The organism is Methylocaldum sp., from assembly GCF_039794385.1.
Taxonomy (GTDB): Bacteria; Pseudomonadota; Gammaproteobacteria; order Methylococcales; family Methylococcaceae; genus Methylocaldum.
Window position 1 is genome coordinate 1 of the sequence record NZ_JBDIVO010000067.1, and the last position, 17,916, is coordinate 17,916.

A 17,916-nucleotide genomic window follows, 5' to 3' on the forward strand; every position below is an offset into this window, starting at 1 on the left:
CCCAGCACCTCCAGATAGCGAGCCGCGCTACGCTCCACCGTATACTCCGACGCTGCCTCGCGAAGCAACCGGTTCTCAAGCGGAAACTGCAAGGTGTTCAACATCGCATCGGCCAAGCGCTCCACGTCGCCTACCGGCACCAGCGGACCATAAAGGCCGTCCCGCAGAATCTCCCGCGGACCGCTGGGGCAGTCGGTGGACACCACCGGCGTTCCCAGGGCCAAGGCCTCGGTCAGCACATTGGGCGAACCTTCCCAGGCGGACGACAGCACGAACAGCGAACTCCGCGCCATGTAGGCATACGGATTCGCGACATGGCCGAGCAGCGCGACGGCATCGGCGATCCCCAGATCGGCAGCCAGCTTTTCCAGACTGGGGCGCAGCCGGCCTTCGCCGAGGATCACCAGCCGCGAATCCATCGCGGCTCTCACGCGGGCAAAAGCGCGGACCAAGGTCGAAAAGTCCTTTTGCCGCGTCAAGCGTCCGGCTCCCAGAATGACGGGAACGTCCGACGACTCGAACCAGGGGTGATCCACCGGCATGCGGCTCTTTTCCATCATCTCCGGGGTAATGACCGGGTTTCTGATCACCACGATCTTTTCCGGCGGCAATTTCGCGATCCGCCGCGTGTCCTCCGCGACGCCTTCGGACACGGCGACAATACGGTCCACCGCCGAGTACATTTCGCGCATCGGCCATTGGCGTGCCCAGCGGATCAGTGCCGGCTTGTTCGCCATGGCGGCCGAAAGATGAGTCCCGAGGCGGCCCACCAGACGGGTATCCGCTCGGCTCACGCGCTTGGCGAGCACCGCGGCGCGAATGGCTCTGTCTTTGGCGGCCAACAGGGCAAGCGGCCTTTCGGTCTTGAGATAGCGGACCAGTCCCGGCACCGCCAAGGCGGTGTGTCCAACGCCCAAGTCCAGAACCCGCAACCCCGAACCGTTCAGCCTTATGAGTTCGGGCGCGGGCTTGCGCAAGATGGCCAGGAGATCCACCGCCAACCCCTCCTGCGAGAACGCGGGCAACAGATTCATCACCATGCGCTCCACGCCGCCGGTGCCGGAAAACGAAATCAGTACCGCCAGACGCTGTGCACGACCCATTACCCCTCTCCTCTCAGCAGACCCAGAGCATTCAGATATTGCCGCGCGCTGTTGGTAACGGTGTAGGGCATCGTCGCCTCGCGCAACGCTTCGGGCGAGGTCGGACTATCCAGCATGTCGGCGATTTTCGCCGCGAGGGCCGATGAATCGCCGACCGGAACCAGCGGACCATAACGACCGTCTCCGAGCACTTCTTTGGGACCGCTCGGGCAGTCGGTCGATACCACCGATGTGCCGCAGGCCATGGCTTCGATCAATACGACCGGCATGCCTTCGCAAATCGACGTGAGAGCGAAAACCTTGGCCCGGCGCATGTAGGCATAAGGATTGGCCAGGAATCCCGGCAGGTCGACATCGTCCGACACGCCCAGATGACGGGCGAGTTGCTGGAGCTTGTCGCGCTGCCGCCCCTCGCCGCCGATGATCAGACGGCAAGGACGGTCACGCCGCAGCTCCGCGAAAGCTTTCAGCAGGGTGGCGAAATCCTTGCGCGCGCACAATTCGCCGATGCCGAGTATCACCGGCGGCTCGCCCGGCGCGAACCAGGGATGATCCACCGTCGCTTCGGCCATCGCATCGAAACGGTCCGTGAGCACCGGGCTGGGCACCACGGTCACCGCCTTGAGCGGCAGCCCCGCTATCCTGGCCAGATCTTCCGCCGCGCCTTCGGAAGGCGTCAGGATGCAGTCGGCGTGGCGGTAGAACAGTCGGATCGAAGCCAACTGGCCATTTCGCGCCCACCAGCCGCGGCGCTCGAGATTCTTGGAGACCGTCGTGCCTATCCGCACCGCCACGCGGGTATCGACGCGAGCCAGCGCCCGTGCCGTCAAGGCGGTGCGGTTCACCTTGTCCTTGTCGCTCAATAGCACTTCGGGCCGGCTGCGGCGCAAATAACGGACTAACGCCGACAAAGCGGTGTTGACATGGGAAACGCCCAAGTCGATCGTCCGGACATTGTGCGGCAGATCGTCCCAATGAGGACCATGGCCTTTCACTCTAAGGAGATCGATCCGCAGACCCCATCGGGCAAACTCCGGGACCAGATTGCGCATGATCCGATCGACCCCGCTATGACCGGAAGTCGCCAGAAATAAAGCCAGATCTGTACGGCTCGAACTCATGGGCGGCTCAGCCCGAAAGATTCCAAATAGGCGCGACTGCTGTTTTCCAGAGTGTACGGCCGTACCGCCTCGCGCAAGAGCTCGGAAGGCGGTGGATTTTCCAGGGTCGCGGCCATCGCCTCCGCGAGAGCTTCGGCATCGCCCGGCGCGACGATCCGCCCGTAACGACCTTCAGCCAGAATCTCCCTAGGCCCGCTAGGACAATCCGTGGCCACAGCAGGTGTACCGACCGCCAGAGCCTCGATGAGCACGTTCGGACAACCCTCCCACAGCGACGACAGAACGAACAGCGATGCCCTGGCGAGAAAAGCGTAAGGATTGTCCACGAAGCCCGGCAGGTCGAAATCATCCTGAACGCCGAGCACGGCCGCCAGGCTTTTCAGCTTTTCCGCTTGCCGGCCCTGCCCCAGGATCATCAAGCGGCAAACCCGATCCCGGCGCAGCCGGGCGAACGCCTTCAGCAAGGTCGGGAAATCCTTGGCGCGCCCTAGCCGCCCCGCTCCCATGACGACCGGTGGACTGCCCGGCTTCAGCCAGGGATGATCCACCGGTTTATGGACAAAGTTCAGCAGATCCGGCGCTACAGTGGGATTGGGAAGCACGCTGATGCGTTCGAGCGGAATGTTCAGGAAAGCCGACAAATCGGCCGCCGCGTCGCGGGAATTGGCGATGATGCCGTCGCTTTGCGAGAACAGGCGTTGCTGTCTGCGCCGGAACAGCCACCGCGACCACCAAAACCGATGCTTGAGTTCGGTCCGGGCACCCAGCGAAGTACCGACGCGCAAGAAAAACCGTATGCCGGAATCCCGCAACTTTTTCTTGACCTTCAATGCGATGCGGTCGTCCCGCCCTTGGCCGGTCATGACGACAGCCGGCCTATTGGTCCGCAGGAACGCGAGCAGATCTTTTTCGAGCGCCAGGTCGCTCTGGCCATGGAGGGCCACCTGCTCGACTTCGGGGTTCAACCGGTCGGCGAAGACGGTATCGGCTTGGTTGACGATCAAAGCCGTTGGTACGCCGTGGGCGGAAAAACCATTGGCAAGGTGAACGAAGGTGCGCCCAACGCCGCCATTGCCGAAGCTGGGGATGAAAAGACAAACTCGAGGAGGCGTCACGAATCTAAGGACGTCAATTGAACCGTTCGAAATTTTTCATGAAGTCCCTAGTCTAGTGTAGAGCGAGCGGCATGCGGCCATCGGGCGAAACATTCCGCGCAGCCGATCACGCATCCTTATCGGCCAAAAAAGACAACTCGGTGTTCTTGGCGCATACGAGTCGGTGGAGCCGTTTCAACGCATAGCCCAAAATCACCGACGAAGCCAATGCCAAGGCGATGTATTCGGCGGCCTTGGCAAAATCGGTCTGGAGTAAGCCGGCGCCTATCAGACAGGCGGTAATCCCCATAGGCAAAAACCCGATAAAGCTTCCTATGAGAAAATCCAGATGACCGACATCCGTCATCCCCAAAAGTACATTATTGTAGAAGCCGTTCAGTGGAAGCTGTCGAATCAGCACCACGGCCAATACGCCGTTTTGCTTGATCTGCCGTGCCAATCGCTCAAACTGACGAACCTTCTTCAGTCCGTAGCCTACGCCGAATCGGCGGATGAGCAGAAGCGTCACGTATGAACCCAACACCGTCGCCAGTTGGCTCCACACCAGTCCCCAAGCAAAGCCGAACGCCAATCCGCCAAGAGAGCACAAAATCAGGCGAGGCGCCCCGATTGCTGTGAGCGCTACGCCGGCCGAGGTAAAAACCAAGGGCGCCGCCAAACCGTAACTCGCCAACTCGGCTTTGAGCATCAAGCCTTGATCCAGCCAGCTTTTCAGCGGGGTAAAATAAAACGTAACGCCCAAAGCCAGTACGGCCGCAACAGATGCGCCGCGGAGAACACCGCCCGTTCGCGTGGCACCCATCAAGCGCTTTGCATCGACCATCAAAAACCTATCAAGGGAAATCATCCATTCGACTGATCGTATTATATGTAACTAATACGTACAAAAACCATGACCAATTGTCCCGCTCGGGGCTGAAAAGGATTAATCGTGTATATCAGATGCGCCGCCTATCGCAACGGCCAGCGAATCGGAGACGTCAGCGTCGAAAACATCAGTGAACTGCTTGCGGAACCGGATACCTTCGTATGGGTTGGCTTGACCGAACCCGATCCGAACGAGTTGCTGCAACTCCAGGAAGAATTCGGCCTGCACGAACTCGCGGTGGAAGATGCCCGCTCCGCACATCAACGGCCGAAATTGGAAGAATACAAAGGATCATTGTTCGTGGTCTTGCACACTGTAGAGCTCCAGGACGGCAAGGTTCATTTCGGCGAAACGCATCTGTTCGTCGGCAAGCAATTTTTGATATCGATCCGTCACCAATCGTCGCTAGGCTACGGCCGTGCCCGAGTCCGTTGCGAGAGCATGCCGCAACTCCTGGCCAAAGGCTCCGGATTCGCGCTTTATGCAGTCCTCGACCTCATCGTCGATAACTTCATGCCGGTCGTCGAACATTACCAATCGCTGCTCGAAAAACTAGAAGAAGACATCTTTGAAAACCGCTTGCATCGCGATGCGATGGAACGCCTGTACGATCTCAAACGCTGCCTGCTGCGGCTGCGCAATGCCGCGATGCCTTTGCTGGACGTCTGCAATGCACTGATGCGGCTTCACCCCGATGTTGTCTCCAAGGAATTGCGCGTTTATTTCCGCGACGTACACGACCACGTGCACCGCATCATCCGCGCCACCGACACCATGCGTGAAACCCTGTCGGATGCCATGCAAGCAAACCTGGCGCTGATCACGGTCCGGCAGAATGAAGTCGTCAAACGCCTGGCCGGATGGGGCGCCATTTTGGCGTTGCCGACCATGGTGTTCAGCATGTACGGCATGAACTTCAAGTTCATGCCCGAGCTCGATTTCCGATTCGGCTATCCCGCCACTTTGGCGGGAACCTTGATCGGCTGCGTTTGGCTGTATAGACGCCTGAAACGCGCGGAGTGGCTGTAAGAGGGTGTGTGAGAAGCTACTGCGCGGCTCGATGGCCGCGTTGCGAAGGTGTAGCCGTAGGTCGGAAATCCTTTTCCGACGCCTTGGTCGGCAAGGGATTGCCGACCTACGACTTCTCACACCTCTTAAGAGCGCCCGCATCAGTTGCGCGTTTCTTTCCGATTCGGCTTGTATCCCTTTTTGAAGCGCAGCCGGTAGAGATCCACCAGCCAGCGGCCGAATCCGGCAGGCACCAGCGCCAGCCATAAGGGATCATAGCGGGTCAGCCTTCCCTGCTTGAGAAGACCGGCACCGGCATGAAAGGAAAAACGGATGAAATCGACCATGCTGCGCCGCCGTTGGCGGCGGCTGAGCCATGCCCGGTGCTCGGTTACGTCTTCCAGATAGTAAAGCTGGAATCCGCGCGGGTTGCGCATGCGCAGACGAAAACGGTCGGAAGACAGACCATCGGCCAGGTACTCCACCTGCTGGAAGGGTTCGTTGACACAACGAAAGACATAATGGTGCGAAATCCGTTTCCAGGTCAGCGAGGGCCGGATATGCCTTTCGCCGGCAAAGACCGGATACGGAAACCGGCGCGCGACATCGGTCCGAATCGCATGTTTTTTGTCGCCGCCCACGCCCAGGCGATAGCGCACGTCCAGAAAGCTTGCATCCAGCGGATTATGGGGATAAGGAATGGTCAGCGACCGCTTCCCGTCCATACTCTCCACCAGACCTTCGACACCGGCGAAACGTCCACGCTCACTTTCGGGGATGGACTCCCAATGACGCCGGATACGCTCCAAGGTATCGGGTAAGAGACGGTCGTCCGAGTCGAGATTGAAAAAAAGCCGCCCCCTGGCCAATTCCACGCCTTTGTTGTGAGCGGCGTGCTTGCCCTGATTGCTCTGTTTGACATAAATGACTGGGAATTCGACGCCCGCTTTCCAACGAGCCACGACGGCAGCAGTGTCATCGGTCGATCCGTCGTCGACGATGACGACCTCGAAGTTCCGATAGGTCTGGGCCTCGATGCTGGACAAAGCCCTAGTCAACAAGCCCGCGCGATTATAGGTGGGAATAAAGACGGTAAACATCGGCCTGTCCCTAACCATAGGGTCTCCGTAATTTCACGAACACGTTAATAATCAAGCCTTCAGGCCAAAACTCCGCTCGACGGCGTCGACGATACGCCAAAAATCCAGGACTTGGTGCTTCCGGATTTCGGCTCGTACTCGAAGCGCTTCCGGAAGGCGGCGCAGTGCGGCAAAAAAGCCTCTGACGTATACCAGATCGAGTCTTAGCAAGCGTCCGATCAACTGGAACAGATAGCCCGGCAAGAGATAGAGCATCAAGTCCTTCCCCGGCATATGTGTCCATTCGAGCAAGAATCGATTGCACACCCGCGTCTTTCTGACTCGATCGGCGGCCACGTTTTCCGAAATCGAACCTTTTTTTTCATGCACCACCCGACTCGCCGGCTCCAAGAGCGTTCGCCACCCGCGTTTCCAGGCGCGCAAACCCAAGTCGAAGTCTTCGGAATAGAACGGCTTGTAAAGCGGCAAATAGCCGCCCAGCGCCACAAACATCGATTTCCGCAGAGCGACGGAGCCTCCGGAGGCAAATAAGCTCTCCGTCGGCGCAGCGGACTTCAGGTCGTCGAAGCGCCAGCGCACCGACCTAAGCCGGCCCCGTTTTATTCGGAAACACCGCCACGAAACCGGGCTCACCCGTCCGTCCTCGTCCAGAACCAGGGGCGATACGGAGAAGACCTCGGCCTTTTCCAGATGCCGGATCAACGGCGCCATGAAGTCCTCCTGCGGCCGCACATCGGAATTCAGAAAAATCAGGAATTCCGCGTCGGCGGCATCGACCCCCGAATGGATCGCTTCGGCGAAACCGCGATTGGCTTCATGGACGACGACACGAACCGAAGGGAACTCGGTCCGGAGCATCTCGGCACTTCCGTCCACCGATCCGTCATCCACCACGATGATCGAGCAGGTGCCGGGATAAGCTGCGGCGGCCCGTATCACGGACGGCAGATTGCGGCGCAATAAATGCACTCCGTTGAAATTGGGAATAATCACGCCCACCGGCGGAAAATCAGGCTGAGCCATGAGAAGCTTTAAAAAAACGAAAACCGCCCCCCACAATCAAGCTCAACGGATAGAGCGTCGATCGGGAGAAAAAAGGCAGCGTAAGAAAGGCATGCGCAAAATGGACCGTCGTCACGACAATCAAAAGGACGCCTATCTGCCTGCGTGTATCATTATCGGCAGTCGCCGTATGCACCCAGAGCTTCGCGAAAAATAGCCCATAGCCGGCGATTACAACAATAAGCCCAATCAATCCGTGACTATACAGCAGTTCCAGCAAGAAATTGTGCGGAAAGGAGAAATCGACCACCGAATGAAAGCTGGAAACCCCCTGATAATCGCGGTAGAACTGCCCGAATCCATGCCCGAAAATCCATTCTCGAACCGAACTCGCCGACTGCATTTCGGCAGTCTCCGTCCAAATGGCCACCCGCTCTTCCTTGCGCAAATCACCGAAGAAATCGTCCATCCTGTCGTCGAATCCATAAATTCCCGATGCGTACAGCAAGCCGGGAATAATCAGCACCGCCGCGAACGTCATCCACCGGTACCTGACCGCCACGAACGGGACGATCGCCAGCGAGCCGGCCAGCAAAGCCAGAAAACCCGGCCTGGACTGGGTCTTCAACAGCAACAGCGCATCGCCGAGCAACGCCAAGATGAACAGCCACCGTTGTCCTCCGCCGTTCGCGATCGAAAAATAGAACAGGATCGGCAGCGTCAGCAAGCAGTACAGCGCCAAGAAATGAGGATTGGCGAACAGCCCGAACTTATCGGGAAAAATCGCAAAGCCGATCCACTGGGCGACAACGTAGAACGCAGCCAGCACGGCGATAATCGGCTTATGGGTCAATTGCCAGCGACTGCCGAATCGCTCGGGCAGCATCACCACACCGGCAACCGCCGCCACCGGCCAGGATAGATGCTCCAAAAAGCGAAAGTCGGTCTCGTTGGCGGACGCCATGAGATAGCCTTGTCCGGTCAGCAAAACAACGAGGGACAGCAAAGCGGCCATCGGCCGATCGATTGGGAAGCCGCTGCGGGACAACAGCGCCAGACAGATGACGACAGCGGCGCACAAGTACAGAAAAATCTTATGGATACCGAACCCGAGCAGGAGGGAGATTCCGAAGCCGTAAATCGAGGCGCTCAGAAGGCCGGCGAGAAAACTCGTGCCGACGCCTGGAAAACTTCTATTGCTTAAAGCCGTCGTCTCCATCACGACGGCCTACTTTTCCGTTAGGAGACGAGAGAGGGTTCCGTTGGGCAATTGTCCGGAGAGGACCTCGGGTTCGGAAAACCGGAAGCGGCTGATTGCCGCGAAGGGCACTGCATCCTGCATGGGAGTTCCGCGCATAAAAGTGGAAATGGAAGGCGATCGTATTACAAAGCTCCGACGCACGTCAAAGCGGCTTTTAAGGCTGGAACTTCACTACAATGCCTTCCTATAGAGGATCGATAACGAGCGACTGCATCGCCGGCTTCGCTTGAAAAGCGGGTACGGCACCCCAATCTATTGAGTCATCTCGATTAAGCAACATAAAGGCATTTTTCCAATGCGAATGGACAAACTGACCAGTAAATTCCAAGCAGCCCTGGCCGAAGCGCAGAGCCTGGCTTTGGGGCACGACCATCAGTTCATCGAGCCGATTCACGTCATGGCGGCGCTGCTCGATCAGGAAGGCGGCACCGTGCGGCCCCTGGTCTCGCAATGCGGCGTCAACGTCAATCAGCTCCGTACCTCTCTGGAAGAAGCGCTCCACCGCATCCCCCGCGTAGAAGGTATCGGCGGAGACGTACAGATCTCGAACGAACTGGGCCGGTTGTTGAACCTCACCGATAAGCTGGCGCAAAAACGCGGCGACACGTTCATCACCAGCGAAATCTTCGTGCTGGCGGCCATCGAAGACCGTGGCCAGCTCAGCGATTTGCTCAGGAAAGCGGGACTGGACCGGAACAAACTGGAGCAAGCCATCGAACAGATCCGGGGCGGCCAGAAGGCAGACGACGCCAACGTGGAAGAGCAACGCCAGGCGCTTCAGAAATTCACCATCGATCTGACCGCGCGCGCCGAACAGGGCAAGCTCGATCCGGTGATCGGGCGCGATGATGAAATCCGCCGCACCATCCAGGTTCTGCAGCGCCGCACCAAGAATAATCCGGTCTTGATCGGCGAGCCCGGCGTCGGCAAAACCGCCATTGTCGAAGGCCTGGCGCAGCGCATCGTCAACGGCGAAGTGCCGGAAGGGGTCAAAGGCAAGCGCCTATTGGCTCTGGACATGGCCGCCCTGATCGCCGGCACCAAGTTCCGCGGCGAATTCGAGGAGCGGATGAAGGCGCTGCTGAACGATATCGCGAAACAGGAAGGCAGGATCATCCTCTTCATCGACGAGCTGCACACCCTGGTCGGCGCGGGGCGGGCTGAAGGTGCCATCGACGCCGGCAATATGCTGAAGCCCGCTTTGGCTCGGGGCGAGCTGCATTGCATAGGCGCCACGACCTTGGACGAATACCGTCAGTACATCGAAAAGGACGCGGCCTTGGAACGGAGGTTCCAGAAAGTGCTGGTGGACGAGCCCAGCGTCGAGGACACTATCGCGATTCTGCGCGGGCTCAAGGAAAAATACGAGGTACATCATGGCGTCACCATCACCGACCCCGCGATCGTGGCGGCGGCGACCCTGTCGCATCGCTATATCACCGACCGCAATCTGCCGGACAAGGCCATCGACCTGGTGGACGAGGCCGCCAGCCGCATCCGCATGGAAATCGATTCCAAACCGGAAGAAATGGACCGTCTGGATCGCCGCCTGATCCAGCTCAAGATCGAGCGCGAGGCCTTGAAGAAGGAAACCGACGAAGCCTCGCGAAAACGGCTGGAAACACTCCAAGACCACATCTCCGAACTGGAACGGGAATACGCTGAACTGGAAGAGATCTGGAAATCCGAAAAGGCCGCGCTGCAAGGCACGGCCGCCATCAAGGAAAAGCTGGAACGGGCTCGGCTGGACCTGGACGCGGCACGGCGCAACGGCGATCTCGCCCGCATGTCGGAGCTGCAATACGGCGAGATTCCCAAGCTGCAAAAGGAGCTGGATCTCGCCACACAGGCCGAGATGCAGGAAACCAAGCTGATGCGCAACAAGGTCACCGACGAGGAAATCGCCGAAGTGGTCTCCAAGTGGACCGGCATTCCGGTATCGAAAATGCTCGAGGGTGAGCGGGAAAAGCTGCTCCACATGGAGGAAAACCTGGCCCGGCGAGTCGTGGGCCAACAGGAGGCCATCAAAGCGGTGTCGGATGCCATCCGCCGCTCACGCGCCGGTCTCGCCGATCCGCGCCGCCCCAACGGCTCCTTCCTGTTCCTGGGCCCGACCGGCGTGGGCAAAACCGAGCTGTGCAAAGCCTTGGCCGAGTTTCTGTTCGACACCGAGGAAGCCATGGTCCGGATCGATATGTCGGAATTCATGGAGAAGCACTCGGTGGCCCGCCTGATCGGGGCGCCGCCGGGTTATGTCGGTTACGAGGAAGGCGGCTATCTGACCGAGGCGGTGCGCCGCAGACCCTACTCGGTGATCCTGCTGGACGAGGTGGAAAAGGCCCACCCCGAGGTGTTCAACATACTGTTGCAAGTGCTCGACGACGGACGGCTCACCGACGGCCACGGCCGCACCGTGGACTTCCGCAACACCGTTATCGTGATGACCTCGAACCTGGGCTCCGACCGTATTCAGGAGCTGGCCGGCGAGGAGAATTATCAGCGGATGAAGGCGGCGGTCATGGAAGTGGTTACCCACTACTTCAGGCCGGAATTCATCAACCGTATCGACGAAGTGGTGGTCTTCCACCCGCTGATCAAAGAGCAGATCCGCGCCATCAGCCGCATCCAGATCGGCTACCTGCAAAACCGCCTGGCCGAGCGCGATATCGCGCTCGAAGTCAGCGAAGCCGCGCTGGACAAACTCGGAGAGGCCGGGTTCGATCCGGTCTACGGCGCACGCCCGCTGAAGCGCGCCATTCAGCACCAACTCGAGAACCCCTTGGCGCAGGATATCCTGGCCGGCAAGATCGCCGCCGGCGATACCGTCAGCGCGGACGTGGAGGACGGAGAGATCGTCTTCCGCAAAGCGGCCTGAGCTGACTGCCCTCTAACTTCGGCACAGGGAAGTGCCGTCGCTTGCTCCGCTCGCATGATCGAGAACGGCGCTATCCGTCGTCGGGTTCTTGCGCCGGCTCATGTAGCCTGAGATTATATGATGCCGACCGGTGGGTTTTTAGGCCGCGGCCTCGATCCGCTCCTTGAAGCCATCGTAATCACCGCAACCCTATACAACAACCGGTGACAGGCATCCGACTTATGGATTCCAAGAATCCAACATCCTCGGCAGTTCCTAGACTTGTGAACCAGGAAGGACAACATATGGATATGCGCAAGGTACTGTGCTTCAATTTTTCGGCCGCTCGGAACGAATCGCTCGATCCCCTGCGGTCTCTCGAATGGACTATCTTTTCCACTGGCGATCTGAACGAGGCCAAGAATCTCATCGATCATCATCGTTTCAAGGTTGGAATGGTTTTCTTCGGTTCCGACCTGCCAAACGACTTATCCTCGATCAAGAATCTTTTCACCGCACGCCGCTCCATGGAATGGATCGGCTTGCTGGCGGCTGAGACCTTGAACAGACCGGACCTATGCGAGCTGATTTCTCGCTACTTTTACGATTATCACACCCTGCCTTTGGATACCGGGCGCCTGCAATTGACGCTCGGCCATGCTCTGGGCATGGCGGATATCTTGGAACGCACCGCAGCCTCCTCGATCCATAGAAATCGCGAGGAGCTGATCGGATGCAGCCCGGCAAGCCTCAGGCTATTCCGAACCATCAAGAAAGTCGCCGCCATCGAGGCGCCGGTATTGATCATCGGCGAGAGCGGCACCGGAAAAGAATCGACCGCTCTCGCCATACATCGAGCCTCTACTCGATGCGACAACCCCTTTGTCAAGGTGAGCTGCGATGGATTGCCGCCGGAAGTCATTCGATCGGAGCTGTTCGGGCACGACAAAGAACGGCATGACCGCATCCACGAACCGGGCAAGAGCCGTCTGGAAGCTGCGGCGGGAGGCACGCTGCTCTTGGATGAAGTCGGCAATCTGACCGAAGACCTTCAAACCGAATTGCTCAACTTTCTCCGGGAAGGGACCACCCCGTCAGGTAGCGACACCGCGAAAACGCCGATCGACGTCCGGATCATCGCCACCGCTCAAACCGACCTGGAACAAACGGTAATGGACGGTCGCTTCCGGGACGATCTCTACCGGCGGCTCAAGGCTTTGACCGTAAACGTTCCGCCGCTGCGCGAGCGTCAGGACGATATCGAACTTCTCGCCAAGCACTATCTTCGCGTGTTCGCCAACGGCGACGGCGATTCCGCCCAAGGCTTTGAGCCCGAAGCATTGAAAGCGATGCGTCGTTACGAGTGGCCCGGCAATATTCGCGAGTTGATCAACCGGATCAAACGGGCCAAGGTCATGTGCGAAGGTCCTTTGATCAACTCGGCGGACCTGGGCTTGAACGACTTCCATCCGAGCTTTGGCAGAGTATTCGACCATCCTATGACCCTGGAAGAAGCCAAAGACCAAACCGAAAAGGAAATTATCCAGCTTACGCTGCAAGCCACGGAAAACAATATTTCTCGTGCGGCGCGGCAATTGGCGGTGTCGCGCATGACACTCTATCGTTTGATGTACAAACATCAGATCAGAAGCCATTGGGTCGGGGAAAATTTGGGAATCGCGGTCCAGGAATGAGCGTCCCACGATCCGCTTCATAGTGCAGCCCATATCGATTGGCCGATCGGATTCGGCCGATTCTATATCTCATCCAATTTGAGCCGGATCAGAGCGACGCCTCCACCAAGGGGCGTCGCGAAATCGATCGTAGCGTGCCCGAAACGCGCACTTGCGAACCGCCCATGAGAGTTGACGCGATGTTCAAGGTTGAGATCACTTGCATGACGCGGCAAGTTCAACATATCTCGACCACTCGCCAGATTTGACGGGATAAATGGGGGCTAATCCCCCACCGGTGAAATGCTGAACTCAAGAAGGTCGGTTTCTTGCCGTAGCCTATCGGCAAGCCGGCTGAAATGGACTAGATCGTAAGTGCGGATGACCATGCAGTACTCGAAGGCTTTGCCGCTGTCGACAAGACGGTAGCTCATGCCCGCGATGCGCGCCTTGTATTGAACGATCAACGCACAGACGGACGATTCATCGGGCGCCGAATCCCTCGAATACCGCAGCCTCAGCTGGGCGTATTGTTGGCTCGGTATCCAGTACTCGATCAATCGGAACAGAGCCAGAGTACCCAAGACCGCACCCGTAACCAGAATCGCGGGGTAATAGAAGCCTATGCCGTAAAGAATGCCGAGGGCGGCAGTCATCCAGATGGATGCGGCCGTGGTCAGGCCGCGGATGGTGAGCCTTTCCTTGAAGATCACCCCGGCCCCCAGAAAGCCGATGCCCGTCATGATGCCTTGGGCCATGCGCGTCGGATCGGTCTGAATCGTGTCCAGCGGAACACCCTTCAACCACAGCCTCTGGTAGCCGGTCAGCAACATCAGTAGCGCTGAAGCCAGACAGACCAGAGCATGCGTGCGAAATCCGGCCGGACGACCGTGAAAGGTACGTTCGAGTCCGATAAGGGCGCCGGCCGTCCATGCGCTCCCTAAACGGATCGCGATTTCGAGGTATTCGTCGCTCATAACGTCCTCCCTAGCGCAGCAATGCCGTTAAGTTAAGCCGTCATGCCGGCATCCAGGACACAAGGATGTGATTCAGGCCAATGCCCTCCGTGGCTTCTAGATTCCGACGAAGAATGACGAAGCAGGACCTGACTTAACGGCATTGCCCGGTGCAGGCCGGATTATTCGGGAATCAGCGTCAAATGATGTTTGGCCGCACCCGGCAGGAAAGGCAAAGCAACGCCTTTGAGCCAGGCTTGCTGCTGGTCGCGGTAATGCACCGAGAACGGGTGCCCGGATTGGCCGCCCGGCATATGGAGAATGCCGTCCTCGGGATGATTCGGCGACACCGCCATGCGCTCGCTGGCGCCGTGGCCGTCAAACAGCACTCGCACGCAGAAGCTGCCGCAGCCGCTCGCGGGCTCCTCGGGCATATCCAGAACCCAGCCGGCGAGTGTGAACGTCTGGCTGAACGGATGGCTCAAATGGACCCGGTTGATCTCACCCCATGCCAAATTCTCCAATCGGTCGACGCCGTTCCGCTGCTTGGCCTCTTCGGCACTGCGGCGGAGCGTCTCGATCAAAAAACTGCGCCAATCGGCATATTGCCGATCCGGCAGCGTTTCCGGAACCTGTTCCGTGAGCAGCGTACGAAGCGGCGTTTCCTGCTCGCGCCAGGCATAGGCGAAATTCGGATCGGCCGCCGCGCACCGACTCACCAGAGGAGCGAACACGGCTTTTGCGAGATTTCGCCGCCACTCGACCAATAGCCCTATACCGATGCTATCGGCATCGAGCCGGCCGTTCCAGCGTTCGATCGAGCGCTTCGCCTCCGCCAGAATTGCGTCTTCTGGCTCACCGTTCAGCACGGACAAGGCCAGGCGGCGATAGAACTCGTAAAACTCGCTGACCGTATCGAGCTGCAAGGCCAGCATATCCTGTTCCGAAACCCGAGGCATCCCCTTAAGCTTCTCGGCGATTCGGTAGGCACGGTAGCTGAAGGAGAAATTGTGGCCGATCACGTAAGGATATTCCTTGCCCAAAGTACGATTGTTGGCGGTTGCGAGAAACCCTTCGGCGGGATCGACGACCCGCGGCAGTTCTTCGGGCGGAATGAATCCGTCCCAGCGGGCGCTACCGTTTGCCCAGGAAACGCTGACGCTCCCGTCGAAGCCCACCCGCCTCGGGAAAAAGCCCATGTAAGTCCAGGCGATGTGCCCCGCATCGTCCGCCAGAACGACATTCTGGGGCGGCGCGCCGGCGCGGTTCACGACTGCCATGGCCTCATTCAGGGTTTTGACGCGGTCCATCCCCAGTAATCCCAGATTCACGGCTCGCGGGTCCAGCGCAGTCCAACGGACCGCCACAGGCTGGCCGAGCAGCGGCTCCGGTGCGAGCGGCCCCCAAACCGTGCTCTTCAGCTCGAGGGGCTCGGCACTGCCATCCTTAACGACTATGGTCTCGGTCCGGGTCTCGAACCGACGCCAGCCTTCCGGCGTCCGGTATCGGCCGGGATCGGCGGGATCCAGTTCGACCCGCACCAAATCCAGCAAATCGGCGTCTACATTGGTAAATCCCCAAACCACATGACGGTTGCTGCCGACTACGACCAGCGGCACTCCCGGCAGAGTGACACCCGACAAATCCACGTCTCCGTAGAGCAGCCGGGCACGATACCAAATATTCGGCACCGAAAGTCCCAAGTGCATGTCGTTGGCCACAATGGCGCGCCCGTCCTTGGTTTTGGTTCCGCCCACCGCCCAGTTGTTCGAACCGATGCTGGGCGCTTCCGGCTCGATGACGCTGCCGAGCTTCTGGTCTCCGACCTCCTCGATCAAGCTCGCGATCGATTTCACCGGAACCGGGCGCGCCGGCCGGTGCGAATCGCCACCGCCCAAGAGAACGGTAACGTAGGGATCGGTGTCGGGAGTCAGGAAAGCGGTCACCTCGGCAGGAAGGAGACGATCCATCAGCGTAAGGGTTCGCTCGTCCTTGTCATGTCCGTTCAACGTTTGAAACATGCCCAGCGCGACCAGCATGCTGTCCTCCAGCCGCCAGGCATCGGGATGATAAGCCAGGACGCGGAACTCGAACGGCAAGGCCTTAGCCCGGGAGATGAACGCATTCACGCCATCCGTGTAGGCTTGCAAGACCTTGCGTTGATCCGCCGGCATCCGGTTCACAGCATCCTCGGCCGCGCGCTGAAACTGGTAAGCTCTTTGCCGTTTATCGAGGAGCAACGCTTTCGCGCCGAAAACTTCCGCCAATCGTCCGGCCGTCTTGCGCCTCATCAGGTCCATTTGGAAAAGCCGGTCGCGCGCATGGAGATACCCCAACACGCGGAATGCATCCTCCCGCGTTTCCACCCGCACCGACGGAATTCCGAACTCATCCGCTTCCACCTCGGCCTTTTCGGAGAGTCCTGGCAGCCCCGCCTCGCCGTCCATGACCGGCAGCGACTGGGCAATCCTGTCGATCTGATAAGCGGCGGGCGCAATGACGAACAACAACGCGAAACCGAACAAATATAAGAACCGTTTAGCATTCATGAGCGATTATCGTGACTTCTGTTATGGATCGCCGGTAAAAAGCGAGGGCAGTTGAATTCGGGTATACTGCCCCGATTTTCGAAGAGCGAGCAATACCATGAGACCGAGCGGACGCCAGCCGGATGAACTGCGAGAGATCGCATTGACCTGCAATTATACGAAACACGCGGAAGGCTCGGTGCTCGTCGAATTCGGCGATACCCGCGTGATCTGCACGGCCAGCATCGAAGAAAAAGTACCACCTTTCCTCAAAGGTAAGGGCAGCGGGTGGATTACAGCGGAATACGGCATGTTGCCGCGCTCCACGCATGAGCGGATGGGAAGGGAGGCAGCCAGAGGCAAACAGGGCGGCCGCACCATGGAAATCCAGCGGCTCATCGGACGTTCCCTGCGGGCGGCGCTGAACCTGGAAGCCCTTGGCGAGCGGACCATCACCATCGACTGCGACGTGATCCAAGCGGACGGCGGTACCCGAACGGCCTCGATTACCGGGGGCTATGTGGCCTTGTCCCTGGCCGTAGGCAATCTGATGAAACAAAGAAAGCTCCGGATCAATCCTATCCACGGCCAAATCGCTTCGGTGTCGGTCGGCATCTACAAGGGCGTGCCGGTGCTGGACTTGGACTACCGCGAGGACTGCGAGGCAGAGACCGACATGAACGTGGTCATGAACGAGGCCGGCGCCTATGTGGAGGTTCAAGGCACGGCGGAAGGTCATGCCTTCCGACGCGATGAACTCAACACCATGCTCGATTTGGCCGGCAAAGGAATCGCAGAATTATTGGCTCATCAGCGAGCCGCGCTCGAAAATTGCAAAGCCGGCTGAAGCCGGCTTTGCCTCAGACCATCCCGGAACGCCTTATAGCGGACGTCCAGCGGCCATGGCCGCCGGCACCTCCACCAGCTTGCCCGATCTTACGTCGTAGATGAAACCGTAGATCGGAATGTTCTTCGGCACCAGGGTGTGATTACGGATGCGTCTCACGTCCTCGGCAACGCTCTGTTCCTGATTCTTGATGGTCAGCCAGTTGATGTATTTGCCGTCGGTACACCCCGGCCCCTTACCCACATCGTGCCAACCGCTGGCGTCGATGGTCGCGGTTTCGAGGCTATTGCTCAGAAGATCGCCCATGATCTCGTTGGTGAACAGTTCCATACCGCAATCGGTATGGTGAATCACGAACCATTCGCGGGTGCCGAGCAGCTTGTAGGAGATCACCAGGGAACGGATGGCGTCGTCGCTGGCCCGTCCGCCGGCATTGCGGATCACGTGGGCGTCGCCCTCGGTAAGACCGGCGTACTTGGC

14 protein-coding genes are annotated in these 17,916 nt (G+C 59.0%); 4 read left to right on the forward strand and 10 right to left on the reverse strand.

Annotation, left to right across the window (positions count from 1 at the left end; translation table 11 throughout):
- The 4 genes from ABJK70_RS08325 to ABJK70_RS08340 all read right to left on the reverse strand — a co-directional run.
- On the reverse strand, positions 1 to 1,103 hold a 1,103-nt coding region (locus ABJK70_RS08325), incomplete at its 3' end, for a glycosyltransferase (protein WP_347257755.1).
- Complete coding sequence (locus ABJK70_RS08330) at positions 1,103 to 2,224, reverse strand: glycosyltransferase (protein WP_347257756.1); 1,122 nt, start codon at positions 2,222 to 2,224, stop codon at positions 1,103 to 1,105. The genes ABJK70_RS08325 and ABJK70_RS08330, both read right to left, overlap by 1 nt.
- On the reverse strand, positions 2,221 to 3,339 hold the full coding sequence (locus tag ABJK70_RS08335) for a glycosyltransferase (RefSeq protein WP_208110206.1): 1,119 nt from the start codon (positions 3,337 to 3,339) through the stop codon (positions 2,221 to 2,223). Before ABJK70_RS08335 ends, ABJK70_RS08330 begins: the two co-directional genes overlap by 4 nt.
- A 106-nt stretch (positions 3,340 to 3,445) precedes the next feature.
- Entirely contained in the window at positions 3,446 to 4,162 is a 717-nt protein-coding gene (locus ABJK70_RS08340; RefSeq protein ID WP_166642674.1) for a VTT domain-containing protein, read from the reverse strand.
- Positions 4,163 to 4,270: 108 nt separating this feature from the next.
- Here ABJK70_RS08340 and corA point away from each other — a divergent pair, with 108 nt between their 5' ends.
- Positions 4,271 to 5,236, forward strand: coding sequence for a magnesium/cobalt transporter CorA (gene corA, locus ABJK70_RS08345; protein ID WP_347257757.1), 966 nt, complete (start codon positions 4,271 to 4,273; stop codon positions 5,234 to 5,236).
- A gap of 140 nt (positions 5,237 to 5,376) precedes the next feature.
- On the opposite strand, the gene ABJK70_RS08350 is transcribed toward corA, so the two are convergent.
- From ABJK70_RS08350 to ABJK70_RS08360, 3 genes are read right to left on the reverse strand one after another with little or no spacing between them, the layout of a single operon-like run.
- Positions 5,377 to 6,315, reverse strand: coding sequence for a glycosyltransferase family 2 protein (locus ABJK70_RS08350; RefSeq protein WP_347257758.1), 939 nt, complete (start codon positions 6,313 to 6,315; stop codon positions 5,377 to 5,379).
- A gap of 51 nt (positions 6,316 to 6,366) precedes the next feature.
- Positions 6,367 to 7,338, reverse strand: a complete 972-nt coding sequence (locus tag ABJK70_RS08355; RefSeq protein WP_156881453.1) for a glycosyltransferase family 2 protein — start codon at positions 7,336 to 7,338, stop codon at positions 6,367 to 6,369.
- A complete protein-coding gene (locus ABJK70_RS08360; RefSeq protein WP_347257760.1) occupies positions 7,325 to 8,536 on the reverse strand; it encodes an O-antigen ligase family protein in 1,212 nt (403 codons plus the stop codon). Before ABJK70_RS08360 ends, ABJK70_RS08355 begins: the two co-directional genes overlap by 14 nt.
- A 337-nt stretch (positions 8,537 to 8,873) precedes the next feature.
- Between ABJK70_RS08360 and clpB the strand changes: the two genes are divergently transcribed.
- Positions 8,874 to 11,453, forward strand: coding sequence for an ATP-dependent chaperone ClpB (clpB, locus tag ABJK70_RS08365; RefSeq protein ID WP_086134867.1), 2,580 nt, complete (start codon positions 8,874 to 8,876; stop codon positions 11,451 to 11,453).
- A 284-nt stretch (positions 11,454 to 11,737) separates the two neighbouring features.
- Positions 11,738 to 13,126, forward strand: a complete 1,389-nt coding sequence (locus ABJK70_RS08370) for a sigma-54 dependent transcriptional regulator (protein WP_168183860.1) — start codon at positions 11,738 to 11,740, stop codon at positions 13,124 to 13,126.
- Positions 13,127 to 13,389: 263 nt separating this feature from the next.
- Here the strand turns inward: ABJK70_RS08370 and ABJK70_RS08375 are convergent, their stop codons facing one another.
- Both ABJK70_RS08375 and ABJK70_RS08380 read right to left on the reverse strand, forming a co-directional pair.
- Positions 13,390 to 14,082: an MgtC/SapB family protein gene (locus ABJK70_RS08375; protein ID WP_077731927.1), complete on the reverse strand. Its 693-nt coding sequence runs from the start codon at positions 14,080 to 14,082 to the stop codon at positions 13,390 to 13,392.
- Between the two features lie 161 nt (positions 14,083 to 14,243).
- The gene (locus tag ABJK70_RS08380) at positions 14,244 to 16,610 is read right to left on the reverse strand and encodes a penicillin acylase family protein (protein ID WP_156881456.1); all 2,367 of its coding nucleotides are present in this window, start codon (positions 16,608 to 16,610) and stop codon (positions 14,244 to 14,246) included.
- 97 nt (positions 16,611 to 16,707) lie between these two features.
- On the opposite strand from ABJK70_RS08380, the gene rph reads away from it, so the two are divergent.
- A complete protein-coding gene (rph, locus tag ABJK70_RS08385) occupies positions 16,708 to 17,436 on the forward strand; it encodes a ribonuclease PH (RefSeq protein WP_077731929.1) in 729 nt (242 codons plus the stop codon).
- 33 nt (positions 17,437 to 17,469) lie between these two features.
- Here rph and ABJK70_RS08390 read toward each other — a convergent pair.
- Positions 17,470 to 17,916, reverse strand: a 447-nt coding sequence (locus ABJK70_RS08390) for a carbonic anhydrase (protein ID WP_347257759.1), incomplete at its 5' end; no start/stop codon positions are given.

Coding starts and splice junctions, on each gene's coding strand:
- ABJK70_RS08330 (WP_347257756.1), bottom strand. CDS start 2,224: ATGAGTTCGAGCCGTACAGATCTGGCTTTATTTCTGGCGACTTCCGGT.
- ABJK70_RS08340 (WP_166642674.1), bottom strand. CDS start 4,162: ATGGTCGATGCAAAGCGCTTGATGGGTGCCACGCGAACGGGCGGTGTT.
- ABJK70_RS08350 (WP_347257758.1), bottom strand. CDS start 6,315: ATGTTTACCGTCTTTATTCCCACCTATAATCGCGCGGGCTTGTTGACT.
- ABJK70_RS08355 (WP_156881453.1), bottom strand. CDS start 7,338: ATGGCTCAGCCTGATTTTCCGCCGGTGGGCGTGATTATTCCCAATTTC.
- ABJK70_RS08360 (WP_347257760.1), bottom strand. CDS start 8,536: ATGGAGACGACGGCTTTAAGCAATAGAAGTTTTCCAGGCGTCGGCACG.
- clpB (WP_086134867.1), top strand. CDS start 8,874: ATGCGAATGGACAAACTGACCAGTAAATTCCAAGCAGCCCTGGCCGAA.
- ABJK70_RS08370 (WP_168183860.1), top strand. CDS start 11,738: ATGGATATGCGCAAGGTACTGTGCTTCAATTTTTCGGCCGCTCGGAAC.
- ABJK70_RS08375 (WP_077731927.1), bottom strand. CDS start 14,082: ATGAGCGACGAATACCTCGAAATCGCGATCCGTTTAGGGAGCGCATGG.
- ABJK70_RS08380 (WP_156881456.1), bottom strand. CDS start 16,610: ATGAATGCTAAACGGTTCTTATATTTGTTCGGTTTCGCGTTGTTGTTC.
- rph (WP_077731929.1), top strand. CDS start 16,708: ATGAGACCGAGCGGACGCCAGCCGGATGAACTGCGAGAGATCGCATTG.